Source organism: Massilia cavernae, from assembly GCF_003590855.1.
Lineage (GTDB): Bacteria > Pseudomonadota > Gammaproteobacteria > Burkholderiales > Burkholderiaceae_D > Telluria_A > Telluria_A cavernae.
On sequence record NZ_QYUP01000146.1, the window covers coordinates 38,304 to 55,922 of the forward strand.

Here is a 17,619-nt window from a genome sequence, read left to right on the forward strand (position 1 = left end):
CGGAGCAGTACAACATGGTCTCTTTACAAGAACAGCTTTTGAAAGCCGGCCTGGTCGACAAGAACAAGGTCAAGCAGGTCAACCAGGACAAAAGCAAGCAGAAAAAAGTCGAGCGCCGCACCGGCACCCAGACGGTGGACGAGGCGCGCCTGGCCGCGATCGAGACGCAGCGCAAGAACGCCGAGCGTGCCCGCGAACTGAATGCGCAGCGCGATGCGGCGGCTGCGCAGAAGGCCGTCATGGCGCAGATTGCGCAAATGGTGCAGCAGAACCGCCAGAACAAGGGTGCGGGCGACATCGCCTATAACTTCACGCACGGCACCAGGATCGAGCGGATCTACGTGTCGGCCGCGGTGCAGGCGCACTTGATGGCGGGCCGCCTGGTGATCGTGTGCCTGAACGGCAGCACCGAGCTGGTGCCGAAGGTTATCGCCGACAAGATCGCCGAACGCGACGCCTCGATGGTGGTGCGGGTGAACAAGACCGTCACCGAGCCGGATGCGGACGATCCGTATGCGGCCTTCAAGATTCCTGATGACCTGATGTGGTAACGGCGCCGCCATCGGTCTGACACGAGGCTGGTCCAGCTGACTGGCGCCGCTTCTTCTCGATGTACATCGCATCGTCCGCGTGCCTGAGCAGCTGCTGGCTGTCCTTCCCATGTTCGGGATAGAGGGCGATGCCGACACTCGGCAGGGGCCGTAACATGCGGCCGCCGCCGATGTCGAGCGGCTGGCCAAGCGCGTTGCGGATTTTCTCCACCATGGCCGGTACCTGGCCGGGATCCTGGAAGTCGTCCAGCAGCACCACGAACTCGTCGCCTCCCATGCGCGCGACGGTGTCGGCGCTGCGGACGCAGTGCGCCAGGCGCCTGCCGACCTCGCGCAGTACCGCATCTCCCGCAGCGTGGCCGAACATGTCGTTGATCTGCTTGAAGTGGTCCAGGTCGAGGAACAGCACGCAGAGCCGGTGCTGTTGCCGCTGCGCGCGTGCGAGCGCGTTTTCCAGCCGGTCGTGGAACAGGCGCCGGTTGGGCAGCGCGGTCAGTTCGTCGAATTGCGCCATGCGGTGCAGCTGCGCGTGCAGCTGCTTGCGCTGGATCGCGGTGGCGACCTGCGTGGAGATGTACTGCAGCAGTTCGCGGTCGGCCTCGCTGTAGGCTGCGCTTCCCTGTGCGCTGTGCAAGGCGAGCACGCCGATGGTTTCCTGCCCTGCGTTCAGTGGCACACCCAACCAGTTTTGCGGCGCGGGGCCTGCGATATGCCCCAGGGTGTCCGGCAAGTGGCCAATGGTTTCCCTTGTCACCAGGAGCGGCTTGCGGGTGCTTGCCACCTCGGCGCACAAGGCGAGGGCCGCCGCGTCTGGTTCGGTGGCGGCATCGTCGAATTCGATGGCGTTGTACGCGAAGGCCAGCGACGTTCCGTCCCGGTCGATCAGCGCCACGGAAAGGCCCGGAGCCGGGAGCAGGGAGGCGATGATGTGGTGGACCTGGCGGATCAGGCCGAGCACGTCTTCGGCGGCGTGCGCGGCTTCGGAAATGGCGTAGACCGCGGCTTGCATCGATGCGGTGCGCTTGCTTTCGGTGATGTCGCGCGCGACGGCGATCCGCAGCTGATCCACTTCGGACCAGCGCGCCGACCACATGATGTGCACCACCTGGCCGTCCTTGTGCAGGTAACGGTTCTCGAAGTGCAGGTGGGTTTGTCCCGCCATGACCCGTCCCGCAGCTGCCAGGGTGCGCTCACGGTCCTCGGGATGGACCATGTCGATCATGACCTTGCCAATCATTTCTTCCTGGGTGTAGCCGAAAATCTGTTCGCAGGCGGCGCTGACAAACACGAAGTGACCGCTGCGGTCGACGACGCAAACGGCGTCGAGCAGCATGTCCAGAAAGCCGGCGTGGCCAAGTACGGTCGCGGATGGCATAGGCTAGGTCATGTTTGGTCGCGGACCGGCTTTAGTACCAGCATTGGGCGCGGCGCTGGTAATTCGGCGATCAAATCCACTGTTACGTTGATTCAAGTCTAGCAAAGAATGCCGCGGTTGGAGTAAGCGACGGAAGAAGCTTGCTCAATGCGTTGACGATCGCACACCGGACGCCCGCATTGCGCGACCCCAAAATTCCATCCGCGTGTCATCCCGACAAGGCCCTCGCTCGTTTTGACCGAGGCGAGATGACCTATGTTACTGTGCCGGATCGTTTAGGATTAAACGGTTTGCCCGATTCGTTCATATTTACGCAATGGAGAAATGCATTGAAAAACGCTACCCTTGTACTGTTGAGTCTGGCGGCGGCCACCGCCCAAGCTGCCGATACCCCCAAGTTCGACGCGCAACGCCTGTCGCAGGACGTGAAGGTGCTGTCCTCGGACGAATTCGAAGGCCGCGGCCCGAACACGGCCGGTGAGACCAAGACCGTCAATTACCTGATTGAACAGTTCAAGGCAGCGGGCCTGAAACCGGGCGGCGACCTGGCCGGCGGCAAGCGCAGCTGGACGCAGGACGTTCCGCTCGGCCGTTTCGACATCAAGGGCCCGGTCACACTGACCCTGAACGACGGCAAGAATACCCAGACCCTCAAGCAGGGCGATGACATGGCCGTGCGCGCGGCGATGAACGGCGCGAAGAAAGTCGAATTCAAGAATGCGCCGCTGGTCTTCGTCGGCTACGGCGTCACGGCGCCTGAGCGCAAGTGGGACGACTTCAAGGGCATGGACCTGAAGGGCAAGCTGGCCATCGTGCTGATCAACGACCCGGACTTCGAAACCGGCAAGGGCGATTTCGGCGGCAAGGCGATGACGTACTACGGCCGCTGGACCTACAAGTACGAGGAAATGGCGCGCCGCGGAGCAATCGGTACGATCATCGTGCACGAGACCGCGCCGGCATCGTATGGCTGGCCGACCGTCAAGAACTCGAACACCATTGTGATGTACGACATCGTGCGCAAGGAGCCGGGCAAGGCGCACGCGCCGATGGAAGCATGGATCCAGCGCGACCTGGCGGCGGATCTGTTCAAGCGTTCCGGCCTCGACTTTGACGCGGCCAAGAAGCAGGCGCAGTCGCGCGACTTCAAGCCGGTCGAGCTGAAGGGCCTGTCGCTGTCGGCCAACTACGCGGTTGATGCGCAGGTCATCAAGTCGAAGAATGTTGTCGCCGTGCGCGAAGGCAGCAAGCACCCGAACCAGTACGTGATGTACAGCGGCCACTGGGATCACCTGGGCGTCGGCCTGCCGGATGCCAAGGGCGACAAGATCTACAACGGCGCGGTCGACAATGCCACCGGCCTCGCCGCGATGCTGGAACTGGCGCGCGTGTACGCCAAGCAGCCTGCGCCGCAACGCAGCGTCGTGTTCCTGGCCGTGACGGCCGAGGAAAAAGGCCTGCTGGGTTCGGAATACTATGCTGCCAACCCGCTGTATCCGCTGGCGAGCACCGTTGGCGTGATCAACATGGATGCGCTCAGCCCGTTTGGCCCGGCCCGCAACTTCAATATTTCCGGCAGCGCCAAGCTGGACCTGCTGGACCAGATGGTGGCCACGGCCAAGAAGTGGAACATCGCTTACTCGCCTGATCCAAAGCCGGAAGCCGGCTACTTCTTCCGTTCCGACCACTTCCCGTTCGCCAAGCGCGGCGTGCCGGCCGTTTCGTTTGGTTCAGGCTATGACTGGGTCGATGGCGGTGTGAAGGCGGGCGCGGCGGCTGAAGAAGCCTACACCAAGAACAATTACCACCAGCCGTCGGACGAGTTCAATCCGAAGTGGCCGTTCACCGGCATGGCGCGCGATCTGGAAGTGCTGTACACGGTGGGCGCCGACCTCGCCAATTCGGCATCCTGGCCGAACTGGTCGGCGGACTCCGAGTTCCGCGCGGCACGCGACAAGTCGGCGGCACAGCGCAAGTAAGCGCCGCAAGCAAAAACGCCACCCGAAGGTGGCGTTTCGCTTGAGTGCTGCTGGTGCGGGAACGATCCCGGCCCAGGCATTTAGCCAAGCAGGGCCGGCGCGGACTTCCTGACCGCGCGCGGCGGGGCCGCACGCGGCACATCATGGCTGCCATCGAGCTTGAAGATGCTGGCCACTTCCGCCAGGCGGCGCGCCTGGTCCAGCATCGCCTGGGATGCCGCTGCCGCCTCTTCGACCAGCGCCGCATTTTGCTGGGTGCCGTGGTCCATGCCTGCGATGGCGTGGTTGATCTGGTCGATGCCGGCGCTTTGCTCCTGGCTGGCCGTCATGATCTCGCCCATGATCGCGGTAACGCGCTTCACGCTGTCCAGCACTTCGGTCATCGTGGCACCGGCCTCGTCGACCAGCTTGCTGCCGGCGTCGACGCGGCCGACCGAGTCGCCGATCAGTTCCTTGATTTCCTTGGCGGCGGCCGCCGAACGCTGCGCCAGGTTGCGCACTTCCGACGCCACCACGGCAAAGCCGCGGCCCTGTTCGCCCGCGCGCGCCGCTTCCACGGCGGCATTCAGCGCCAGGATATTGGTCTGGAACGCGATGCCGTCGATGACGCCGATGATGTCGACGATCTTGCGCGAAGAGTCATTGATCGAGCCCATGGTGTCGACCACCTGGGCCACCACGGCGCCACCCTTGGCGGCAATGTTCGACGCGGTGACAGCCAGCTCGTTGGCCTGGCGCGCGTTCTCGGCGTTCTGGCGCACGGTGGTGGTCAGTTCCTCCATCGATGAGGCGGTCTCTTCCAGCGCGCCGGCCTGCTGTTCGGTACGCGACGACAGGTCCTGGTTGCCGGCCGCGATCTGGCCCGACACGCTGGCGATGGTCTGGGTGCCGTGGCGCAGTTCGCCCACGACCTGCGCCAGGTTGTCGCGCATTTTCTGCATGGCGTGCAGCAGGCTGGCCTCGTCGCCGGGGCGCACGTCGATCGCTACCGCGAGGTTGCCCGCGGCGATTTCGCCGGCAAGGAGCTGCGCTTCAGCCGGTTCCGCGCCGAGCTGGCTGCTCAGGCGGCGGTAACCCCAGGCCAGTCCGGCCGCGACGGCCAGCACCGAGACCAGCAGCAGCGCGCCGGCGGCCATGAAGGCCTGGCGGCTGGCTTGCTCGGCAGCGGCGACAGCCTGCCGGGTGCGCTCGTCGAGCAAGGCGAAGAAGGCGTCCACCGGCTTCATGATCTGTGCCTTGAACCTGTGATAGTCGTTGCTGTGCAGCAGTTGGCGCGCCATCTCCATGTTGGGGCCGTCCTTTTCGACGAAATGGCCGGTGCCGTCGTCGAACAGGCCTTTGACCGCATTCATGGCGACCACTTCAGTCTTGACCAGCGCGTCCGAATTGTCCTGGGCTTCCTTCAGCTTGGCGAATTCCTGCTCCGAGAAGCCGGCCTTTTTCATCAGGTCGATCAGCGAGATGGTGGCGCCATCCGGACGGGGCTTGCTTTCGCCGGCGGCGACGAAGTCCCAGTAGATGCGCTCGTAATTCTGCGGGCGTGGCTTCTTGCCGCCGCGGATATCGAGGATGTCGAGGTACTGCTTTTCGTATTTTGCGTCGCCGGTGACCACGTAGGTGCGCGCGAGGCGGGTGAGGTCGTCCGAGCTCTGGCGCAGCTCGTCGGCAAGAATGTAGGACTGATAACGTACTTCGTAAGCGGCAGATACTTGCGCCTGCGTCTGGCGTACCCGGTATAACGCCGCGGCAAACAGAAGTGCAAGGCCGATCCAGCCGAGCAGCGCCCAGGTCAGGGTCTTTTTCATCAGAATTGCTCCGAGAAACCCTGCACTTCAGGGCAGGGAGTGAAACGAGCCGGGCGCGAAGCGCGCGCAGCCGTCCAAGTGAAAAAATGTTTTGAACTTTGGTGTTGGTCCACGGTCAAACTCCTTAAGTGCTTCAGTATGCGATTACGCGCTGGGGCTCCAGGTTGTCATAATTCTATCATGTCAAAAACGGTTGGTTGTTTGAAAGCAACATGACTGCTCAGAGTTTTTCTTGGCCGAAAGGGGATGAGAAAAACTTGGGTAGCTCAGTGTGAGGTCTCGCCAGCAGCTACCGTTGAGATGACTTTCGCAGTATTAGCGGGTTGGGACAGTGCTCTATTGTGGTCTCAACGGTACTTTTCGCTGCTGAAGCAATTAACCATGCCTCAGGATAACAGGCCGATTTCTGTTGAAAACTAACCAATCATCACAAGTACAATGAAAATCCTGGAATTTGCATGCGCCTTTCCAGGCAGGTACGCTTTCAACCGCGCGCCGGGATGTTCAGGCCACGCTCGACGGCAGGGCGCGCGACGAAATCGGCCATCACGTGCTGCACGTTGGCGAATTTTTCGATGCTGCCGACCAGCCTCGCCCGCCGCCGTAGAAGCCGACGCAGGTTGCGACCCACGGAAGATGCGATGCGCAATGGTGTACTGATCGCCCATCATCCATTTCCGTTCCTTTCCAGTGCCGGTTCAAGCCACCCAGCAGCGCGCCGACTCGGCTACGTAGCGGTCGCGCGGACGCTTGTCTTCGTAGTCCTTGCCGGCGAATTTATGGAAGAAGCCCACTTGGCCGAACATCGGGCCAATGCCGCCCATCTGGAACATCACCCACTGGATTGTCTCGTAGCGCAACGCTGCATCCTGCGGCAGCAGCTGGCCGCTCTTTTCGGCCAGGTAAAGCAGGATGACGCCCGACTCGAACAGTGCCAGCGGTTTGCCGCCAGGCCCGTTGAGATCGATGATGGCAGGGATCTTGTTGTTTGGGTTCAGCGAGATGAATTCCGGCGACATCTGGTCATTGGTCTCGAAGCTCACCAGATGCGGCTCGTAGGGTAGGCCGATTTCTTCGAGCATGATCGATACCTTCACGCCGTTCGGCGTGGGCAGCGAGTACAACTGGATGCGGTCAGGGAAGCTGGCAGGCCATTTGGCGTTGATGGGGAAATCGGCGATTCCGGTCATGGTCATCCTCATGTGTGCAAAGAAGTAAGATTATCGTTAAATCAAGGCACGTGCAGACCTGCCCCGGAAATGCAAACCCAACCGCGGTAGTACCCGAACTCAACCGTGCGACAAATTCTATTGATCTTGCCACATTTGCAATCTGAAGTGAATGCCCCCTGACCGAAGGCCACCCGAGGAGCGCACGATGGAACCGTTCCAGATGCTACAAATATCGACCTATTTGTTTGGCATCGCCGCATTGGGCGGCGTCGCAATGGGCTTTGTTCGGTTTACGTCCGGAGCGAATCCGCCGTCGTGGCTCGCGATGCTGCACGGCTTCCTGGCCGGTGCTGGCCTGACGCTGCTTGCATATGCGGCTGCTACGATGAACGTGCCCGCCTTCGCCTACCTTTCCCTGCTGCTGTTCGCGGGCGGCGCCGCCGGCGGAGTCTTCCTGAACCTTCATTATCATCTTCGACAAATTCCACTTCCGAAATGGCTTGTCATTGTCCACGCGGGCGTCAATGTGCTGGCCTTCGTTTTGCTGTGCTTCGCGGCATTCGCCGGCGCTTAAGATTTATTTGGAGGGGAAAGTATGAGCAAACTCGAACTGACGCAGGTGCCGGTTGCAAAGACAGGGATGCTCATACGCAGGCCCATCGCGGAAGTGTTTGCCGCTTTTATCGACCCTGACGTGACGACCAGATTTTGGTTCACCAAGAGTAGTGGCCGTCTCGCAGCCGGAAAGTCGGTCACCTGGGAATGGGAAATGTATGGCGCTTCAACGAACGTGACCGTGACCGCTATCGAGCCGAACCGGCGGATCGTCATCGAGTGGGACGGGTACAGCGGGCGTACCAAGGTCGAATGGAAGTTCGCGGTCCATGGAGATGACGCAACGTTCGTCAGCATCACGGAATCGGGCTGGGCCGGCACCGGCGACGAGTTGGCCATGTACGCATGCGAGTCGACCCAGGGATTCACCTGGATGCTTGCGGGACTGAAAGCGCTCCTTGAGCACAATGTTCGCTTGAATCTTGTGGCGGACCGTTTTCCAAAAGGTCCGCAGGCACCTTATCCGGACGAATGAGTCCCGCGCCTGGCCGAAAAGGGCAGGGGCGGGAACCGAAGCGGTCAAAAAGCAAAACGCCACCCGGAGGTGGCGTTTGTCATCAAGGCCCGGCGGTCAGCGTGCAGCGAGTACGGAGTCGAGCTTGTCGAACGACCCGGTCCAACCCTGGGTCATGCCGCCGCGGGCAGCGGCGAAGGCTGCGCGTTCGTCCGCAGTCGCAGGGCCTGCAACTTCCGCGGTGACCGTGACGCGCGTGCGGTTGGGGCCCTCCGCGCTCAGGTCCACGGTGGTGCGCAGGGTGTCCGGCCAGTCCGGCGCCATTGGGTGGCGCGAGACATTCTCGTTCTCGTCGCAGAATTGCTGCGTATAGACGATGCGGTCCGGACTGCGGACTTCCTCGTAGTTGAAGCGGCCGTGTATCGTGAACGCCGGACTTGCCATGCGGCAGAAGGCGCTGCCTCCGGTCTTTATGTCGGCGCGGAAGAAGTGTGTGTCGAAACCCGACGGCGCCAGCCATTCGGCGATGTGTTCGGTCCTGGTCCACATGTCGAACATCACGGTCAGCGGCGCATCGAAGCTGCGGTTGATGACAAATTTGTCCGCGTCCGACAGGCGCTTGGCCAGGTATTCGGCCAGCCGGTCCCAGGTGGCGTCGCCGCCGGCCTGCTTGATGAACTGGCGGGCCTGCGCCGCCGCTTCCGCGCTAGGCAAGCTCATGCACATCTCCATGCGGGTCTTGCCATCCGCCTCCGCGAACTGGACTGTGACGCGGAACATGGGTGGACGGTCATCGTTGCCGCCATGGTCGTAGACGAGCCTGGCCAGCGGCTCCACTTCCAGGTAGAGCGTCTTGTTCGGGTAATCGGTGCCGTCCGGGCCATGCATGGTGTACACCCAGCTGCCGCCTGCCCGCAAGTCCTTGCTGTGCGTGGTGAGCGTGAAGCCGCGCGGCCCCCACCACTGCGCCACCTGGTCCGGATCGGTCCATGCATCCCAGACCGCCTTCAACGGCGCGTCGTAGGTGCGGATGATTCTGATTTCCCTGGATTCACTGGTCGCTGTCATTTTTATTTCCTTCCGAAGGGTTTGCGGTGACGGTTTTCAGGTAGGCATCGAGGCGGTCGAAGCTCTCTTCCCAGAAGATGCGGTATTGCTCCATCCAGTCGGCCGCGTCCTTGAGCCCGTCGCCATTGATTTTGCAAGAGCGCCATTGGGCCTTGCGCGTCTTGGTGATCAGGCCGGCTTTTTCGAGGACCTGGAGGTGTTTAGTGATGGCAGGCAGGCTCATCTCGCCAAGAAACGGCCGGGCCAGGTCGGATACGTTCGCTTCTCCCGTCGACAGGCGTGCCAGCATGGCGCGCCGGGTCGGATCGGCAAGGGCGGAAAAGGTCTGGCTGAGTTGATCTTGCATGGGACTATACCAAGCGTTTAATTAACCTATTGGTTAAACATGGGCCAGGAAGAGTCGATTGTCAAGCAATCGCATATGCCAGGCAGGGCGATTGCATGAAGGATCAGATTGCCAAGCCCAATACTTTAGCGAGATAGTCGGTGTTCCAGCCTGCCTTTAAGCGTTTTCCGGCGATCCCGAGCTTCGTGGTCTTCTCGTTTTTCAGTAGGTTGAGAGCAATTCGACGCAGGATGGCGAAATTTTGCGCAGCTTCGCCTACGCGGATACGGCAATCGTCCTCGCGAAATGCGACGTCCAGAACCCAGTGCATGCAGTTTTCGATGCCCCAGTGTGCCCGTACGGTCTGAGCGAGATGCGCCGCTTTGGCCGGCAGGCTGCTGATGTAGTATCGGCGTTCGACGCTGGTTTTGCCGCTACTGTTTCTGCCAATAATTTCACGCGTCGATTCGATCATGATTAGGCTTTGCAGGCCGGACCAGTGCTGGTTTTGCTGACCGAGCCAGGCGACGTCGTTGGTTACCAAGCAGCGCCGGGTTTCGATCCGTCCGTGATCTTTTTCCGTCTGGCTGTCATCCCAGAACGGGCGATCCAACTTGCCGCTATCTGCGGCATCGAACCACAGCTTGACGGCTTCGGACAGACCGGGCTGGTTGTCCTTCACGCCCAGCACATAGTCGGCGCCGCTTGCGACGATATTGGCCGCGATGTCGTGCTGGCATCCCATCGCGTCAATCGTGATTATGGCGCCTTTGATGTCCAGCGTCGCCAACAGTTCCGGTATCGCCGTGATCTCGTTACTCTTGTCGGCTGTCCGGACCTGTCCCAGCGTCAAACCGCTTGCGCTGCTCCATGCCGACACTAGGTGAATGGCACTCTGCTTGCCATCATGCGAGCCACGTACGCACTTGCCATCGATGGCAATGTGCTGTCCCTTCAGCGAGGGACACATTGAACTCATCCAGCGCACGAAGCATGCCTCGAACTGCGTTGCGTCGAGCAGCGAAAAGACCCGTCCGAAGGTGTCGTGCGAGGCGATGCCATTGGCAAATGGAAGGTGCTGGCGCAACCAGTCGAGCTTCATCTCGCTCCATTCGACAACATTGGTCCAGCTCTCTGCCCCACTGATGACGGCGCAGATCGCGGCCAACAGTAATTCGTCGAGTTGATATGCGCATTGCCGCGCACGCGGATCGCGCAATTCATCGAATGCTTCCACCAACGACATCGGTCCGTTTGCCATTTTCTCGCTCAAATATCGAGAGTAAACGCCATTCTGAGCGAGTTTACAAGCAATACTTGCAACCTTTGCTCATGACAACGAGATCGCCTTCATGCAATTGCCCTGATATGCCAGGGTGTCGCGCGCGTCGGATGCGTTGTCAACGTGATAGCATACCCGCCGGTAATAAACCTTCGTGCGCCGCCTGAAAAAGGGGTACGTCCAGCCACCCCATTCGAATCCAGTTCCCTGTCATGCATCGGTTTTTGGCTTTCCTGCTGTGGAGCTTATCCTGCCTGGCTGCGCTCCCTGCGAACGCGGCGACATATACGTATCTGCGTCCTGAGTGGGGCGATACCGATCGGGACCCGTATGGGGGCGATATTGAAGCTCGCGTTCGCCAAGGCCAATGTTTGCCACACGCTGGTGTACAGCAGCCAAAGCATGCAGCAGGCGCGCGGATTGATGGAGCTCGAGCGTGGGTCCGGCAAGGTCGACATCATCTACACCATGACCGCGCCGGAACGCGAGGCGGCGCTGCTGCCGGTCGCCATTCCTTTGACCAAGGGCCTGCTCGGCTGGCGCATTGCGCTGGTGCGCAGCGATCGCCTTCACCAGTTCGCGAATGTCCGATCGGCTACGCAGCTCAAGCCTTTCGTCGCCGTGCAGGGGCACGACTGGCCGGATACGGCGATTTTGCGCGCCAACGGCATGCCGGTACACGCATCGTCGGCCTACGATGGCATGTTCAAGATGCTGGAGGCAGGACGGATCGACTATTTTCCTCGTTCGATCCAGCAGGTCTTCTCCGAACAGAGCAAATATCCGGCGCTGGCAGTCGAGCCGAACCTGGTGCTGCGCTATCCCACCGATGCGTATTTCTTCGTCAATCGGCGCAACACGCAGCTGGCGGAGGAGGTGAGGCGCGGGCTGGAGGCGGCGATTGCCGACGGTTCATTCGACCGCATGTTCTACAGTTATTTTGCGATGCAGATCGCCGAAGCCGGGCTGGAACGGCGCCGCGTGATCGACCTGGCGAACCCGTTGCGCCCCGCTTCCTTGCCGCATGCCCGCAAGGCCTTATGGTTTTCTCTTGACGAGATCCGGCGTCCGGCATTCGTGAAAGCACTCAAGGAGCGCGGGCGCGGGCCCGTGCCTGCACGCACCCCGGCAGCGTGCGATAAATTGGGAGCAGGGAAGTGAAGAGAGAGAAGCGCCGGGCACGGTCCCCGTGACGGGTGGCCAAGCGTGGGCTGAGGGTCGCGCCGAACGTGGTACTGCGCTATCCCTCCGTTGCGTGCCCTGAAGGCGCGAGGGCAGAATTGAATCTTTGACGCAGGGTGTTTAGTCCCGCCACCAATCGTGCGGTCGAGTCGTCTACTGCTCCCACGGATTGATGATGGCTACCTTGGCGGCCTCATGGGGAGCTGTATCCCGCGAAGCCACGATGAAATGCCGCGACACTGCAATCGCGGCGATATAACCATCCGGTGTTGGAAACCCGCGCCCGCCGGCCCTGGCGGCTACGGCCAGCTCGGCATAGTGCCGGGCGGCATCGGTGTCGAATGGAAGCACCCGATCCCTGAAAAGCTCAATGAGACCGTCAAGGGTCCGCGCCAACACGTCCTTACGCTTGCCGCTCGGGAGAGCACGGATGCCAAACAGCAGCTCGGCCAGCGTAACGCTGGACAGATACAACGTTTCGGCGGCTTGCTCGTTCAGCCATGCGCGCACAGCGGGGTGCGGCGTGGGCTTCATCGCTTCCGAAACCACGTTGGTATCGAGAACGATCATTCAAGGCTCACCGGCTCGGCCGGTGTCTTGTCCTTACCTTGCGTAAAGGCTTCGAAATCCTTGTTCGAGAGGCCGATTTCGCGCCCCAATGCTGCCAGGGCTTCACCCATTTGAACGCGCTGTTCCGGCTTCACCGCGCTCGCCAGAATCTCGCGGACTTCGGCCTCGGTGCTGCGGCCATTTTGGGCAGCTCGCACCCGCAATGCCCGGTGTACATCGTCGGGAATATTACGTACGGTTAGCATTGCCATTACAGCGCCTCATAAATGCCTGCGATGCATTCATCATATGTGATTGCATGCATGCCTGCAAGCCAGCAGAAGTGGGCGTTTTGCTTGGAATATTCTTGGCGGACGCGATACTTAATAAGCGTGGTTTGATGGTGATCAAGTCCTGCGTCAAGCTGCGTGATCCGTCGGCATAGCGTTCCTTCCAGGCTGCACAATGAATGCACTATTTCAGGCAAACCTTCGGGTTGTGGTGTAATCTGATCATTGAAACAACGTCGTAAACTATCAACATTTTGGGAGGCAATATGCCCTGCGTTGATCATGACCACAAGAATTGTCCCGCTTATATTGAATTGGGCACTGGCGAGCAATGCAAACAACCTGGATGCCAGCGTAAAAAGGTAGCCTTTCAGACTTCCCCTGCCTTGTTCGAGCAAGTGACTGATGATTTGGATGACTTTGTCATCCCAGGAAAGACCGGTGGTAGGCAGGGCACGATCTAGAAGCCCTGATTTAATCAACACCCTTCCCACGCTGAGGCGCACCGAGGTGTCAAAAAATACAGTAGTCAAGTGGCTCGATTGCTCGCCGAATTGACCCACTCCACCGGTTGCCGCGCCTTCCACTGCCTGGCGGGTGCTCGTGAGCCCGTCGTTGGCATATGACGCGTCGCTTCTTGTTTCGTCCGCGCGAAAGAACTTTGACGCAGAACCGGACACGAGCACTACAAACCCCGGAAACGAAAACGCCAACCCGCGAAGGTTGGCGTTTTCACTTTTTGTCCTTGGTGGCCCGGGGCGGAATCGAACCACCGAAACAAGGATTTTCAAGTCTAACGCCAAGCCAAAATTTTGCACTCAAGACGGCGCCATGAACATTTTTCCTGTACTCCGCCGTTTTTCATAACTTCAGACGGATCGATCCTTGATGCGGGCCGGTCACCAGATTTGTCGCTGATCTGCCTGGGGAAGTCCACCTCCAATTCGTCGTATCAGACCTCGCAAGCCGCCCATTTCCTTCTGGAAGGCCGGACAAAGACCGGCGCTTCGCCAGCCAGGCCGCTGCTTGCGTCAACTACCTACCTGATCCAAGCTTTTCGCAATGGGAGTGTTGCGACCCAAAGGCCGGCGAGATGAACAGCCGCTGACCAGCGTGACGCAGCTCTGAAGTCAAACATGCGTCTCGAAAATTCCACCTACCCCAGCCATTGAAAGAAATAATGTAACTGTTCAGCCTGAATGGCCAAAGCAATCCGCGTCATCCGCATCGGTGAACGCGATGTCGCCTTGTTCGGCCTCAGCTATGCATTCCCACAGGCCGTCTTGATGCAGCGCGATCGAATCGGCATTTCGCAAGTAGAACTCATCGGGATCCAGGCCATCGATCAGGACCGGACGACGTACCCGCCTTTGTTTTCCGTTGATGAAGATAGTCATGAACTGTGCCTTCTCCCTCTTCTGGGCGACGGTCAGTTTGCGCTTCGGGGCCATGGTATTGAATGCGATTGTTAACTGTTCGGCCGCTACGCAGCTGGCATGATCGGATCGCCAGTAAATGCGCGGCGTAGCACTTCCAGCATGCTGTGCCCCTGTTTGCGTAGCGTGTCGAGGCAGGAGCGAATGATGCAGAAATTGTCGGCGCCGGCAATGGTGCGGAAGCATCCCGATATTTTTTGTTTGACCTTGGGCATGCGGACGGCCCGCTCGGCAATATTGTTGGAGAACGGGACGGTCGGATCGGCGATGAAGCGCAAGATAGCATCGGCGTGCAGCCGGAAGCGGCGCAGCAAGTTATAGGCGTCGGATTGCTTGCAGCGACCGGATGATCCGTCTGGTTTGAGTTGGGGAGGGTTCAATTGCTCCCCTTGGCGCACGATGTCGTTGTAGACGATGGTGAAGGCGGCGATGGCATCGGCATCAAATGGCCGGCCCTGCTGTCGCGCCGCCGCGCTCAGTCGTTGGGCGTTGAGCAGCAGTTCCGTCATGGCGGTCGGCCATTGCTGGCCAGTCACTTCCTGCGCATACACCAGTTCTCGAAGGAGATGGGCATTGCACAAGGCATGCAGGCCATCGTCGAGTTTCCAGTAAGGGGCCCAGCAATCATGCACCAGAACGCCGATGCGTTTGGGGAGAATGCCATGCGCGACGATGGCATCCAGGCCGCGCTTTGCGTGCATGCCATACCAGGTCAGTTCCGCCGTGGCCGCCACATGCATCCAGTGCAGTTTGCCATCCACGCGCAAGCCCGATTCGTCGGCGCACAGCACTGGCGCGTGGTGCAATTGCCGCGCTATCAGGTCGGCTGTACCCTGCAGGGCCAGGCTCGCTTCGCCAACCCAGGCAAGCAGGGTTGCTGGCGACACAGACAAGCCCGTCATCTCGCCAATCAACTCGGCGGCGCGGGCATATGGCAGCATCTGGCCCTGGGTCAGATGCACGCCCAGTGCGCGCACGTTCGGGCCGTATTGCGCAAGGTCGCCGACCGCAGCCGGGAATACGCTGTCGTGCCGCTGACCGCAGGCGCAGACCACCGTGTAGACACGGTGTTCCACCACCTCGAAGCTCATCGCAGGCACATCGAATACCTGGCGGCGCTCCAGCACCTGCGCCTGTTCGAGCGCCAGCGCACTGTGGCAGCGGTTGCAATGCGACGGCGGCGGATAATCCTTCGTACTGGTGGGCTCGGCCACCCGCTTGAGTGTACTGCCTTTATGGCCCGGTTGGCCGCCAACCGCCTTGCCAGACTTGCCGCGCAACGAGCTAGTCTTCTGCTTCTTGGCCAGTCCATCCGAGGATGGTGGCTTGCTCGAATTCTGGCTGTTCATTCCCAGCTTTGCCTCAAGCGCATCCATGCGTGCAAAGAGCACGTCGATGAGACGATCCTTGTCGGTATCGGACAGCTGCGTGAGGTCGGGACGAGGCGGTTTCGGTGGCATGCCGACATGATGCGGCAATAGCCAATAGTTTACAACTGCTCATTGCCGTGTTCATTCAGGCTGAATAGTTACGAAATAATTTCAGGCGTCGTGGAATAAATCAGGTGCTGGTCTCGTACACCCAAGTATTAGCGGCCATTTCAACGATCGACTGCCGCCTTACGATTAGCCTGCGCACCCAAGGCCGCCGGGACAAACCCCAACGCCGCTCGAATAGGATCTTCATCATGAAAGTGCTTCATCTTTTGGCCTCGATTATTGCTACTCTGTTATTCGCTGCAGGATCTGCCATTGCCGCCGCTCCTGCACTAAAACAGGCCAATGGCATCCTGGTCGACCATAACGGAAAAACGGTCTATACCTTTGATAAAGATGTCGCCGACAGCGGCAAAAGTGTATGCAACGGCCCGTGCGCTACGTTGTGGCCTCCCGTGGCAGCCGGTGCTGCACAGCTGTTAACGCCGTATTCTGTTGTTGCTCGGGATGATGGCAACAAGCAACTTGCTTACAAAGGCAAGCCGCTTTACCTATATGCGGCGGACAAAAAGCCAGGCGATCGAACCGGTGACAACTTCAAAGACATTTGGCACGTCGTCAAAGATTAATGCGAACTACGTCAATGGCTAATCTTTCAAAGGCATCCTGAGCTACCGCGTTATGGAACAGAACAGCGCTCAGCTCGTATCCTGCATTCCTCGCCTTCGCCGCTATGCACGGGCATTGGTGGGGAGCCGCGCCGAGGCTGACGACCTGGTGCAAGACACACTAGAACGTGGCTGGAGCAAGCTCGCGTCCTGTCGCCTTGGCAGCGACATGCGGCCGTGGATGTTTGGCATCATGCACAACCTGTACGTGGACCAACTGCGCAAGCAGGTTGTTGCGACGGTCGAGCTAGATGAGGATACGCTCGTGCCGTCTTACAATGCACCGCAGATGCAAGGCCTGGAAATCCGCGATATGCAGGCGGCCTTGACATTGCTACCTGTCGAACAGCGCGAAATTTTGCTTCTGGTCGCTTTGGAAGAAATGACATATGAGGAAATATCTTCCACGCTGAGCATTCCCCTCGGTACAGTGATGTCGCGTCTGTCGCGCGGCCGCGAACGACTGCGGCTTCTAATGGACGGAAAAACCATCCCATCTCGTTTGAAGGTCGTCAAATGACGCAACTACCTGTTACCGAAGCCGATTTGCAAGCTTATATAGACGGGCATCTTCCGGAATCGCGGCGTACCGAGATCGAGGCTTATCTCGCAGCGCGACCCGGGGAAGCCGAACGGTTGTTAGCTTACCGCCGTCAGACCGCAACCTTGCGCGTGCTATTCAATCCCATATTATCCGAGCCAGTGCCGGCCCGGCTGACCGGCGTACCTCGGACAAGAAACTGGATGCTGCAGCAGTGGGCCGCAGGCGTGGCCATTGCCGTGACCGGTGTCGTCGCCGGGTGGACGCTGCACGGTCAAATGGATGAGCCAGGCGTTCCCACCCTAGCGCAAAGATCAAGCCGATTTGCGGAGGATCGCCAGGTAGCCAACCTTGCGCGGCAGGCAGCAATCGCTCATGTGGTTTATAGCCCGGACGTAAAACGCCCGGTCGAAATCGGTGCGGACCAGGAGGAACTGCTCGTGACATGGCTGTCCAAGCGGATTGGCAGCAAAATTCAGCCCCCGAAACTCGGCAAGCTGGGGTACGAGCTGATTGGCGGGCGCCTGCTGCCCGGCGAAAGCGGCCCGGTTGCCCAATTCATGTACCACGACTCAAGCGGCCAGCGCCTGACATTGTATGTCTCCACGGAGCAGGCGCACAATAAGGACACGGGTTTCCGCTTTGCTGAGGAAGGACCGGTCAACGTGTTTTACTGGATAGACGGCAAGTTCGGCTATGCCCTATCGGCCGGTACCAACAAAGGCGAACTGGCGCGTATCGCCAGCGCCGTCCACGAACAGCTGAAGGCGCACGCATGACCAGATATCGTAGCTTCCTGCCTGCCAGGATTACAACATCCATGTCGCTCTGCCTCGCACTGGTGATGTCGCTGGCATTGCCGCACCGGGCTGCGGCACAACAGACAGGCCA

The 17,619-nt window shown here is 60.0% G+C and carries 18 protein-coding genes and 1 pseudogene; 8 read left to right on the plus strand and 11 right to left on the minus strand.

Features of this window, described 5'->3' with window-relative positions; all coding sequences use genetic code 11:
* Window positions 1-14 precede the first annotated feature (14 nt).
* Window positions 15-551, plus strand: a complete 537-nt coding sequence (locus tag D3872_RS19025) for a DUF2058 domain-containing protein (RefSeq protein ID WP_119812288.1) — start codon at window positions 15-17, stop codon at window positions 549-551.
* On the opposite strand, the gene D3872_RS19030 is transcribed toward D3872_RS19025, so the two are convergent.
* Complete coding sequence (locus D3872_RS19030; RefSeq protein WP_119812289.1) at window positions 523-1,926, minus strand: sensor domain-containing protein; 1,404 nt, start codon at window positions 1,924-1,926, stop codon at window positions 523-525. The genes D3872_RS19025 and D3872_RS19030 overlap by 29 nt on opposite strands.
* Window positions 1,927-2,255: 329 nt before the next feature.
* On the opposite strand from D3872_RS19030, the gene D3872_RS19035 reads away from it, so the two are divergent.
* Window positions 2,256-3,905 (plus strand): M28 family metallopeptidase, encoded by a 1,650-nt coding sequence (locus D3872_RS19035; RefSeq protein WP_229459416.1) that lies wholly within the window; start codon window positions 2,256-2,258, stop codon window positions 3,903-3,905.
* 80 nt (window positions 3,906-3,985) lie between these two features.
* On the opposite strand, the gene D3872_RS19040 is transcribed toward D3872_RS19035, so the two are convergent.
* Both D3872_RS19040 and D3872_RS19045 read right to left on the minus strand, forming a co-directional pair.
* Complete coding sequence (locus tag D3872_RS19040; protein WP_119812291.1) at window positions 3,986-5,710, minus strand: methyl-accepting chemotaxis protein; 1,725 nt, start codon at window positions 5,708-5,710, stop codon at window positions 3,986-3,988.
* A gap of 484 nt (window positions 5,711-6,194) precedes the next feature.
* Window positions 6,195-6,900, minus strand: a pseudogene (locus D3872_RS19045) (glutathione S-transferase N-terminal domain-containing protein).
* Between the two features lie 187 nt (window positions 6,901-7,087).
* On the opposite strand from D3872_RS19045, the gene D3872_RS19050 reads away from it, so the two are divergent.
* Window positions 7,088-7,456 (plus strand): hypothetical protein, encoded by a 369-nt coding sequence (locus D3872_RS19050; RefSeq protein ID WP_119812292.1) that lies wholly within the window; start codon window positions 7,088-7,090, stop codon window positions 7,454-7,456.
* A 21-nt stretch (window positions 7,457-7,477) separates the two neighbouring features.
* On the plus strand, window positions 7,478-7,972 hold the full coding sequence (locus tag D3872_RS19055) for an SRPBCC family protein (protein ID WP_220476967.1): 495 nt from the start codon (window positions 7,478-7,480) through the stop codon (window positions 7,970-7,972).
* A 96-nt stretch (window positions 7,973-8,068) separates the two neighbouring features.
* Here the strand turns inward: D3872_RS19055 and D3872_RS19060 are convergent, their stop codons facing one another.
* The 3 genes from D3872_RS19060 to D3872_RS19070 all read right to left on the minus strand — a co-directional run bounded on the left by D3872_RS19060 (window position 8,069) and on the right by D3872_RS19070 (window position 10,605).
* Window positions 8,069-9,019 carry an SRPBCC family protein gene (locus D3872_RS19060; RefSeq protein WP_119812293.1) on the minus strand — a complete coding sequence of 317 codons (951 nt, stop codon included), beginning with the start codon at window positions 9,017-9,019 and terminating at the stop codon, window positions 8,069-8,071.
* On the minus strand, window positions 9,003-9,365 hold the full coding sequence (locus D3872_RS19065) for an ArsR/SmtB family transcription factor (RefSeq protein WP_119812294.1): 363 nt from the start codon (window positions 9,363-9,365) through the stop codon (window positions 9,003-9,005). The genes D3872_RS19060 and D3872_RS19065 overlap by 17 nt, the downstream gene beginning before the upstream one ends.
* A 103-nt stretch (window positions 9,366-9,468) precedes the next feature.
* Window positions 9,469-10,605 carry an ISAs1 family transposase gene (locus D3872_RS19070; RefSeq protein ID WP_119808982.1) on the minus strand — a complete coding sequence of 379 codons (1,137 nt, stop codon included), beginning with the start codon at window positions 10,603-10,605 and terminating at the stop codon, window positions 9,469-9,471.
* Between the two features lie 351 nt (window positions 10,606-10,956).
* Between D3872_RS19070 and D3872_RS19075 the strand changes: the two genes are divergently transcribed.
* A complete protein-coding gene (locus D3872_RS19075) occupies window positions 10,957-11,787 on the plus strand; it encodes a substrate-binding periplasmic protein (protein ID WP_119812295.1) in 831 nt (276 codons plus the stop codon).
* A 174-nt stretch (window positions 11,788-11,961) separates the two neighbouring features.
* On the opposite strand, the gene D3872_RS19080 is transcribed toward D3872_RS19075, so the two are convergent.
* From D3872_RS19080 to tnpC, 5 genes are all read right to left on the minus strand, one after another.
* Window positions 11,962-12,378, minus strand: a complete 417-nt coding sequence (locus tag D3872_RS19080) for a type II toxin-antitoxin system VapC family toxin (RefSeq protein WP_119812296.1) — start codon at window positions 12,376-12,378, stop codon at window positions 11,962-11,964.
* Window positions 12,375-12,629 (minus strand): FitA-like ribbon-helix-helix domain-containing protein, encoded by a 255-nt coding sequence (locus D3872_RS19085; protein WP_119812297.1) that lies wholly within the window; start codon window positions 12,627-12,629, stop codon window positions 12,375-12,377. Before D3872_RS19085 ends, D3872_RS19080 begins: the two co-directional genes overlap by 4 nt.
* Window positions 12,629-13,438: a hypothetical protein gene (locus tag D3872_RS25330; RefSeq protein ID WP_147373930.1), complete on the minus strand. Its 810-nt coding sequence runs from the start codon at window positions 13,436-13,438 to the stop codon at window positions 12,629-12,631. Before D3872_RS25330 ends, D3872_RS19085 begins: the two co-directional genes overlap by 1 nt.
* A 399-nt stretch (window positions 13,439-13,837) precedes the next feature.
* Window positions 13,838-14,098, minus strand: coding sequence for a hypothetical protein (locus tag D3872_RS19090; RefSeq protein WP_119808949.1), 261 nt, complete (start codon window positions 14,096-14,098; stop codon window positions 13,838-13,840).
* Between the two features lie 32 nt (window positions 14,099-14,130).
* A complete protein-coding gene (gene tnpC / locus D3872_RS19095) occupies window positions 14,131-15,543 on the minus strand; it encodes an IS66 family transposase (RefSeq protein WP_119811618.1) in 1,413 nt (470 codons plus the stop codon).
* Between the two features lie 227 nt (window positions 15,544-15,770).
* Between tnpC and D3872_RS19100 the strand changes: the two genes are divergently transcribed.
* The 3 genes from D3872_RS19100 to D3872_RS19110 are packed head-to-tail and all read left to right on the plus strand — an operon-like array spanning window position 15,771 to window position 17,507.
* Complete coding sequence (locus D3872_RS19100) at window positions 15,771-16,148, plus strand: COG4315 family predicted lipoprotein (RefSeq protein ID WP_119812307.1); 378 nt, start codon at window positions 15,771-15,773, stop codon at window positions 16,146-16,148.
* A 52-nt stretch (window positions 16,149-16,200) separates the two neighbouring features.
* Window positions 16,201-16,707 carry an RNA polymerase sigma factor gene (locus tag D3872_RS19105; RefSeq protein ID WP_119812298.1) on the plus strand — a complete coding sequence of 169 codons (507 nt, stop codon included), beginning with the start codon at window positions 16,201-16,203 and terminating at the stop codon, window positions 16,705-16,707.
* Window positions 16,704-17,507, plus strand: coding sequence for an anti-sigma factor family protein (locus D3872_RS19110; RefSeq protein ID WP_119812299.1), 804 nt, complete (start codon window positions 16,704-16,706; stop codon window positions 17,505-17,507). Before D3872_RS19105 ends, D3872_RS19110 begins: the two co-directional genes overlap by 4 nt.
* Window positions 17,508-17,619: the final 112 nt, after the last annotated feature.

Coding starts and splice junctions, on each gene's coding strand:
- D3872_RS19025 (WP_119812288.1), top strand. CDS start 15: ATGGTCTCTTTACAAGAACAGCTTTTGAAAGCCGGCCTGGTCGACAAG.
- D3872_RS19030 (WP_119812289.1), bottom strand. CDS start 1,926: ATGCCATCCGCGACCGTACTTGGCCACGCCGGCTTTCTGGACATGCTG.
- D3872_RS19040 (WP_119812291.1), bottom strand. CDS start 5,710: ATGAAAAAGACCCTGACCTGGGCGCTGCTCGGCTGGATCGGCCTTGCA.
- D3872_RS19050 (WP_119812292.1), top strand. CDS start 7,088: ATGGAACCGTTCCAGATGCTACAAATATCGACCTATTTGTTTGGCATC.
- D3872_RS19055 (WP_220476967.1), top strand. CDS start 7,478: ATGAGCAAACTCGAACTGACGCAGGTGCCGGTTGCAAAGACAGGGATG.
- D3872_RS19060 (WP_119812293.1), bottom strand. CDS start 9,019: ATGACAGCGACCAGTGAATCCAGGGAAATCAGAATCATCCGCACCTAC.
- D3872_RS19065 (WP_119812294.1), bottom strand. CDS start 9,365: ATGCAAGATCAACTCAGCCAGACCTTTTCCGCCCTTGCCGATCCGACC.
- D3872_RS19070 (WP_119808982.1), bottom strand. CDS start 10,605: ATGGCAAACGGACCGATGTCGTTGGTGGAAGCATTCGATGAATTGCGC.
- D3872_RS19075 (WP_119812295.1), top strand. CDS start 10,957: ATGGGGGCGATATTGAAGCTCGCGTTCGCCAAGGCCAATGTTTGCCAC.
- D3872_RS19080 (WP_119812296.1), bottom strand. CDS start 12,378: ATGATCGTTCTCGATACCAACGTGGTTTCGGAAGCGATGAAGCCCACG.
- D3872_RS19085 (WP_119812297.1), bottom strand. CDS start 12,629: ATGGCAATGCTAACCGTACGTAATATTCCCGACGATGTACACCGGGCA.
- D3872_RS19090 (WP_119808949.1), bottom strand. CDS start 14,098: ATGGCCCCGAAGCGCAAACTGACCGTCGCCCAGAAGAGGGAGAAGGCA.
- tnpC (WP_119811618.1), bottom strand. CDS start 15,543: ATGCCACCGAAACCGCCTCGTCCCGACCTCACGCAGCTGTCCGATACC.
- D3872_RS19100 (WP_119812307.1), top strand. CDS start 15,771: ATGAAAGTGCTTCATCTTTTGGCCTCGATTATTGCTACTCTGTTATTC.
- D3872_RS19105 (WP_119812298.1), top strand. CDS start 16,201: ATGGAACAGAACAGCGCTCAGCTCGTATCCTGCATTCCTCGCCTTCGC.
- D3872_RS19110 (WP_119812299.1), top strand. CDS start 16,704: ATGACGCAACTACCTGTTACCGAAGCCGATTTGCAAGCTTATATAGAC.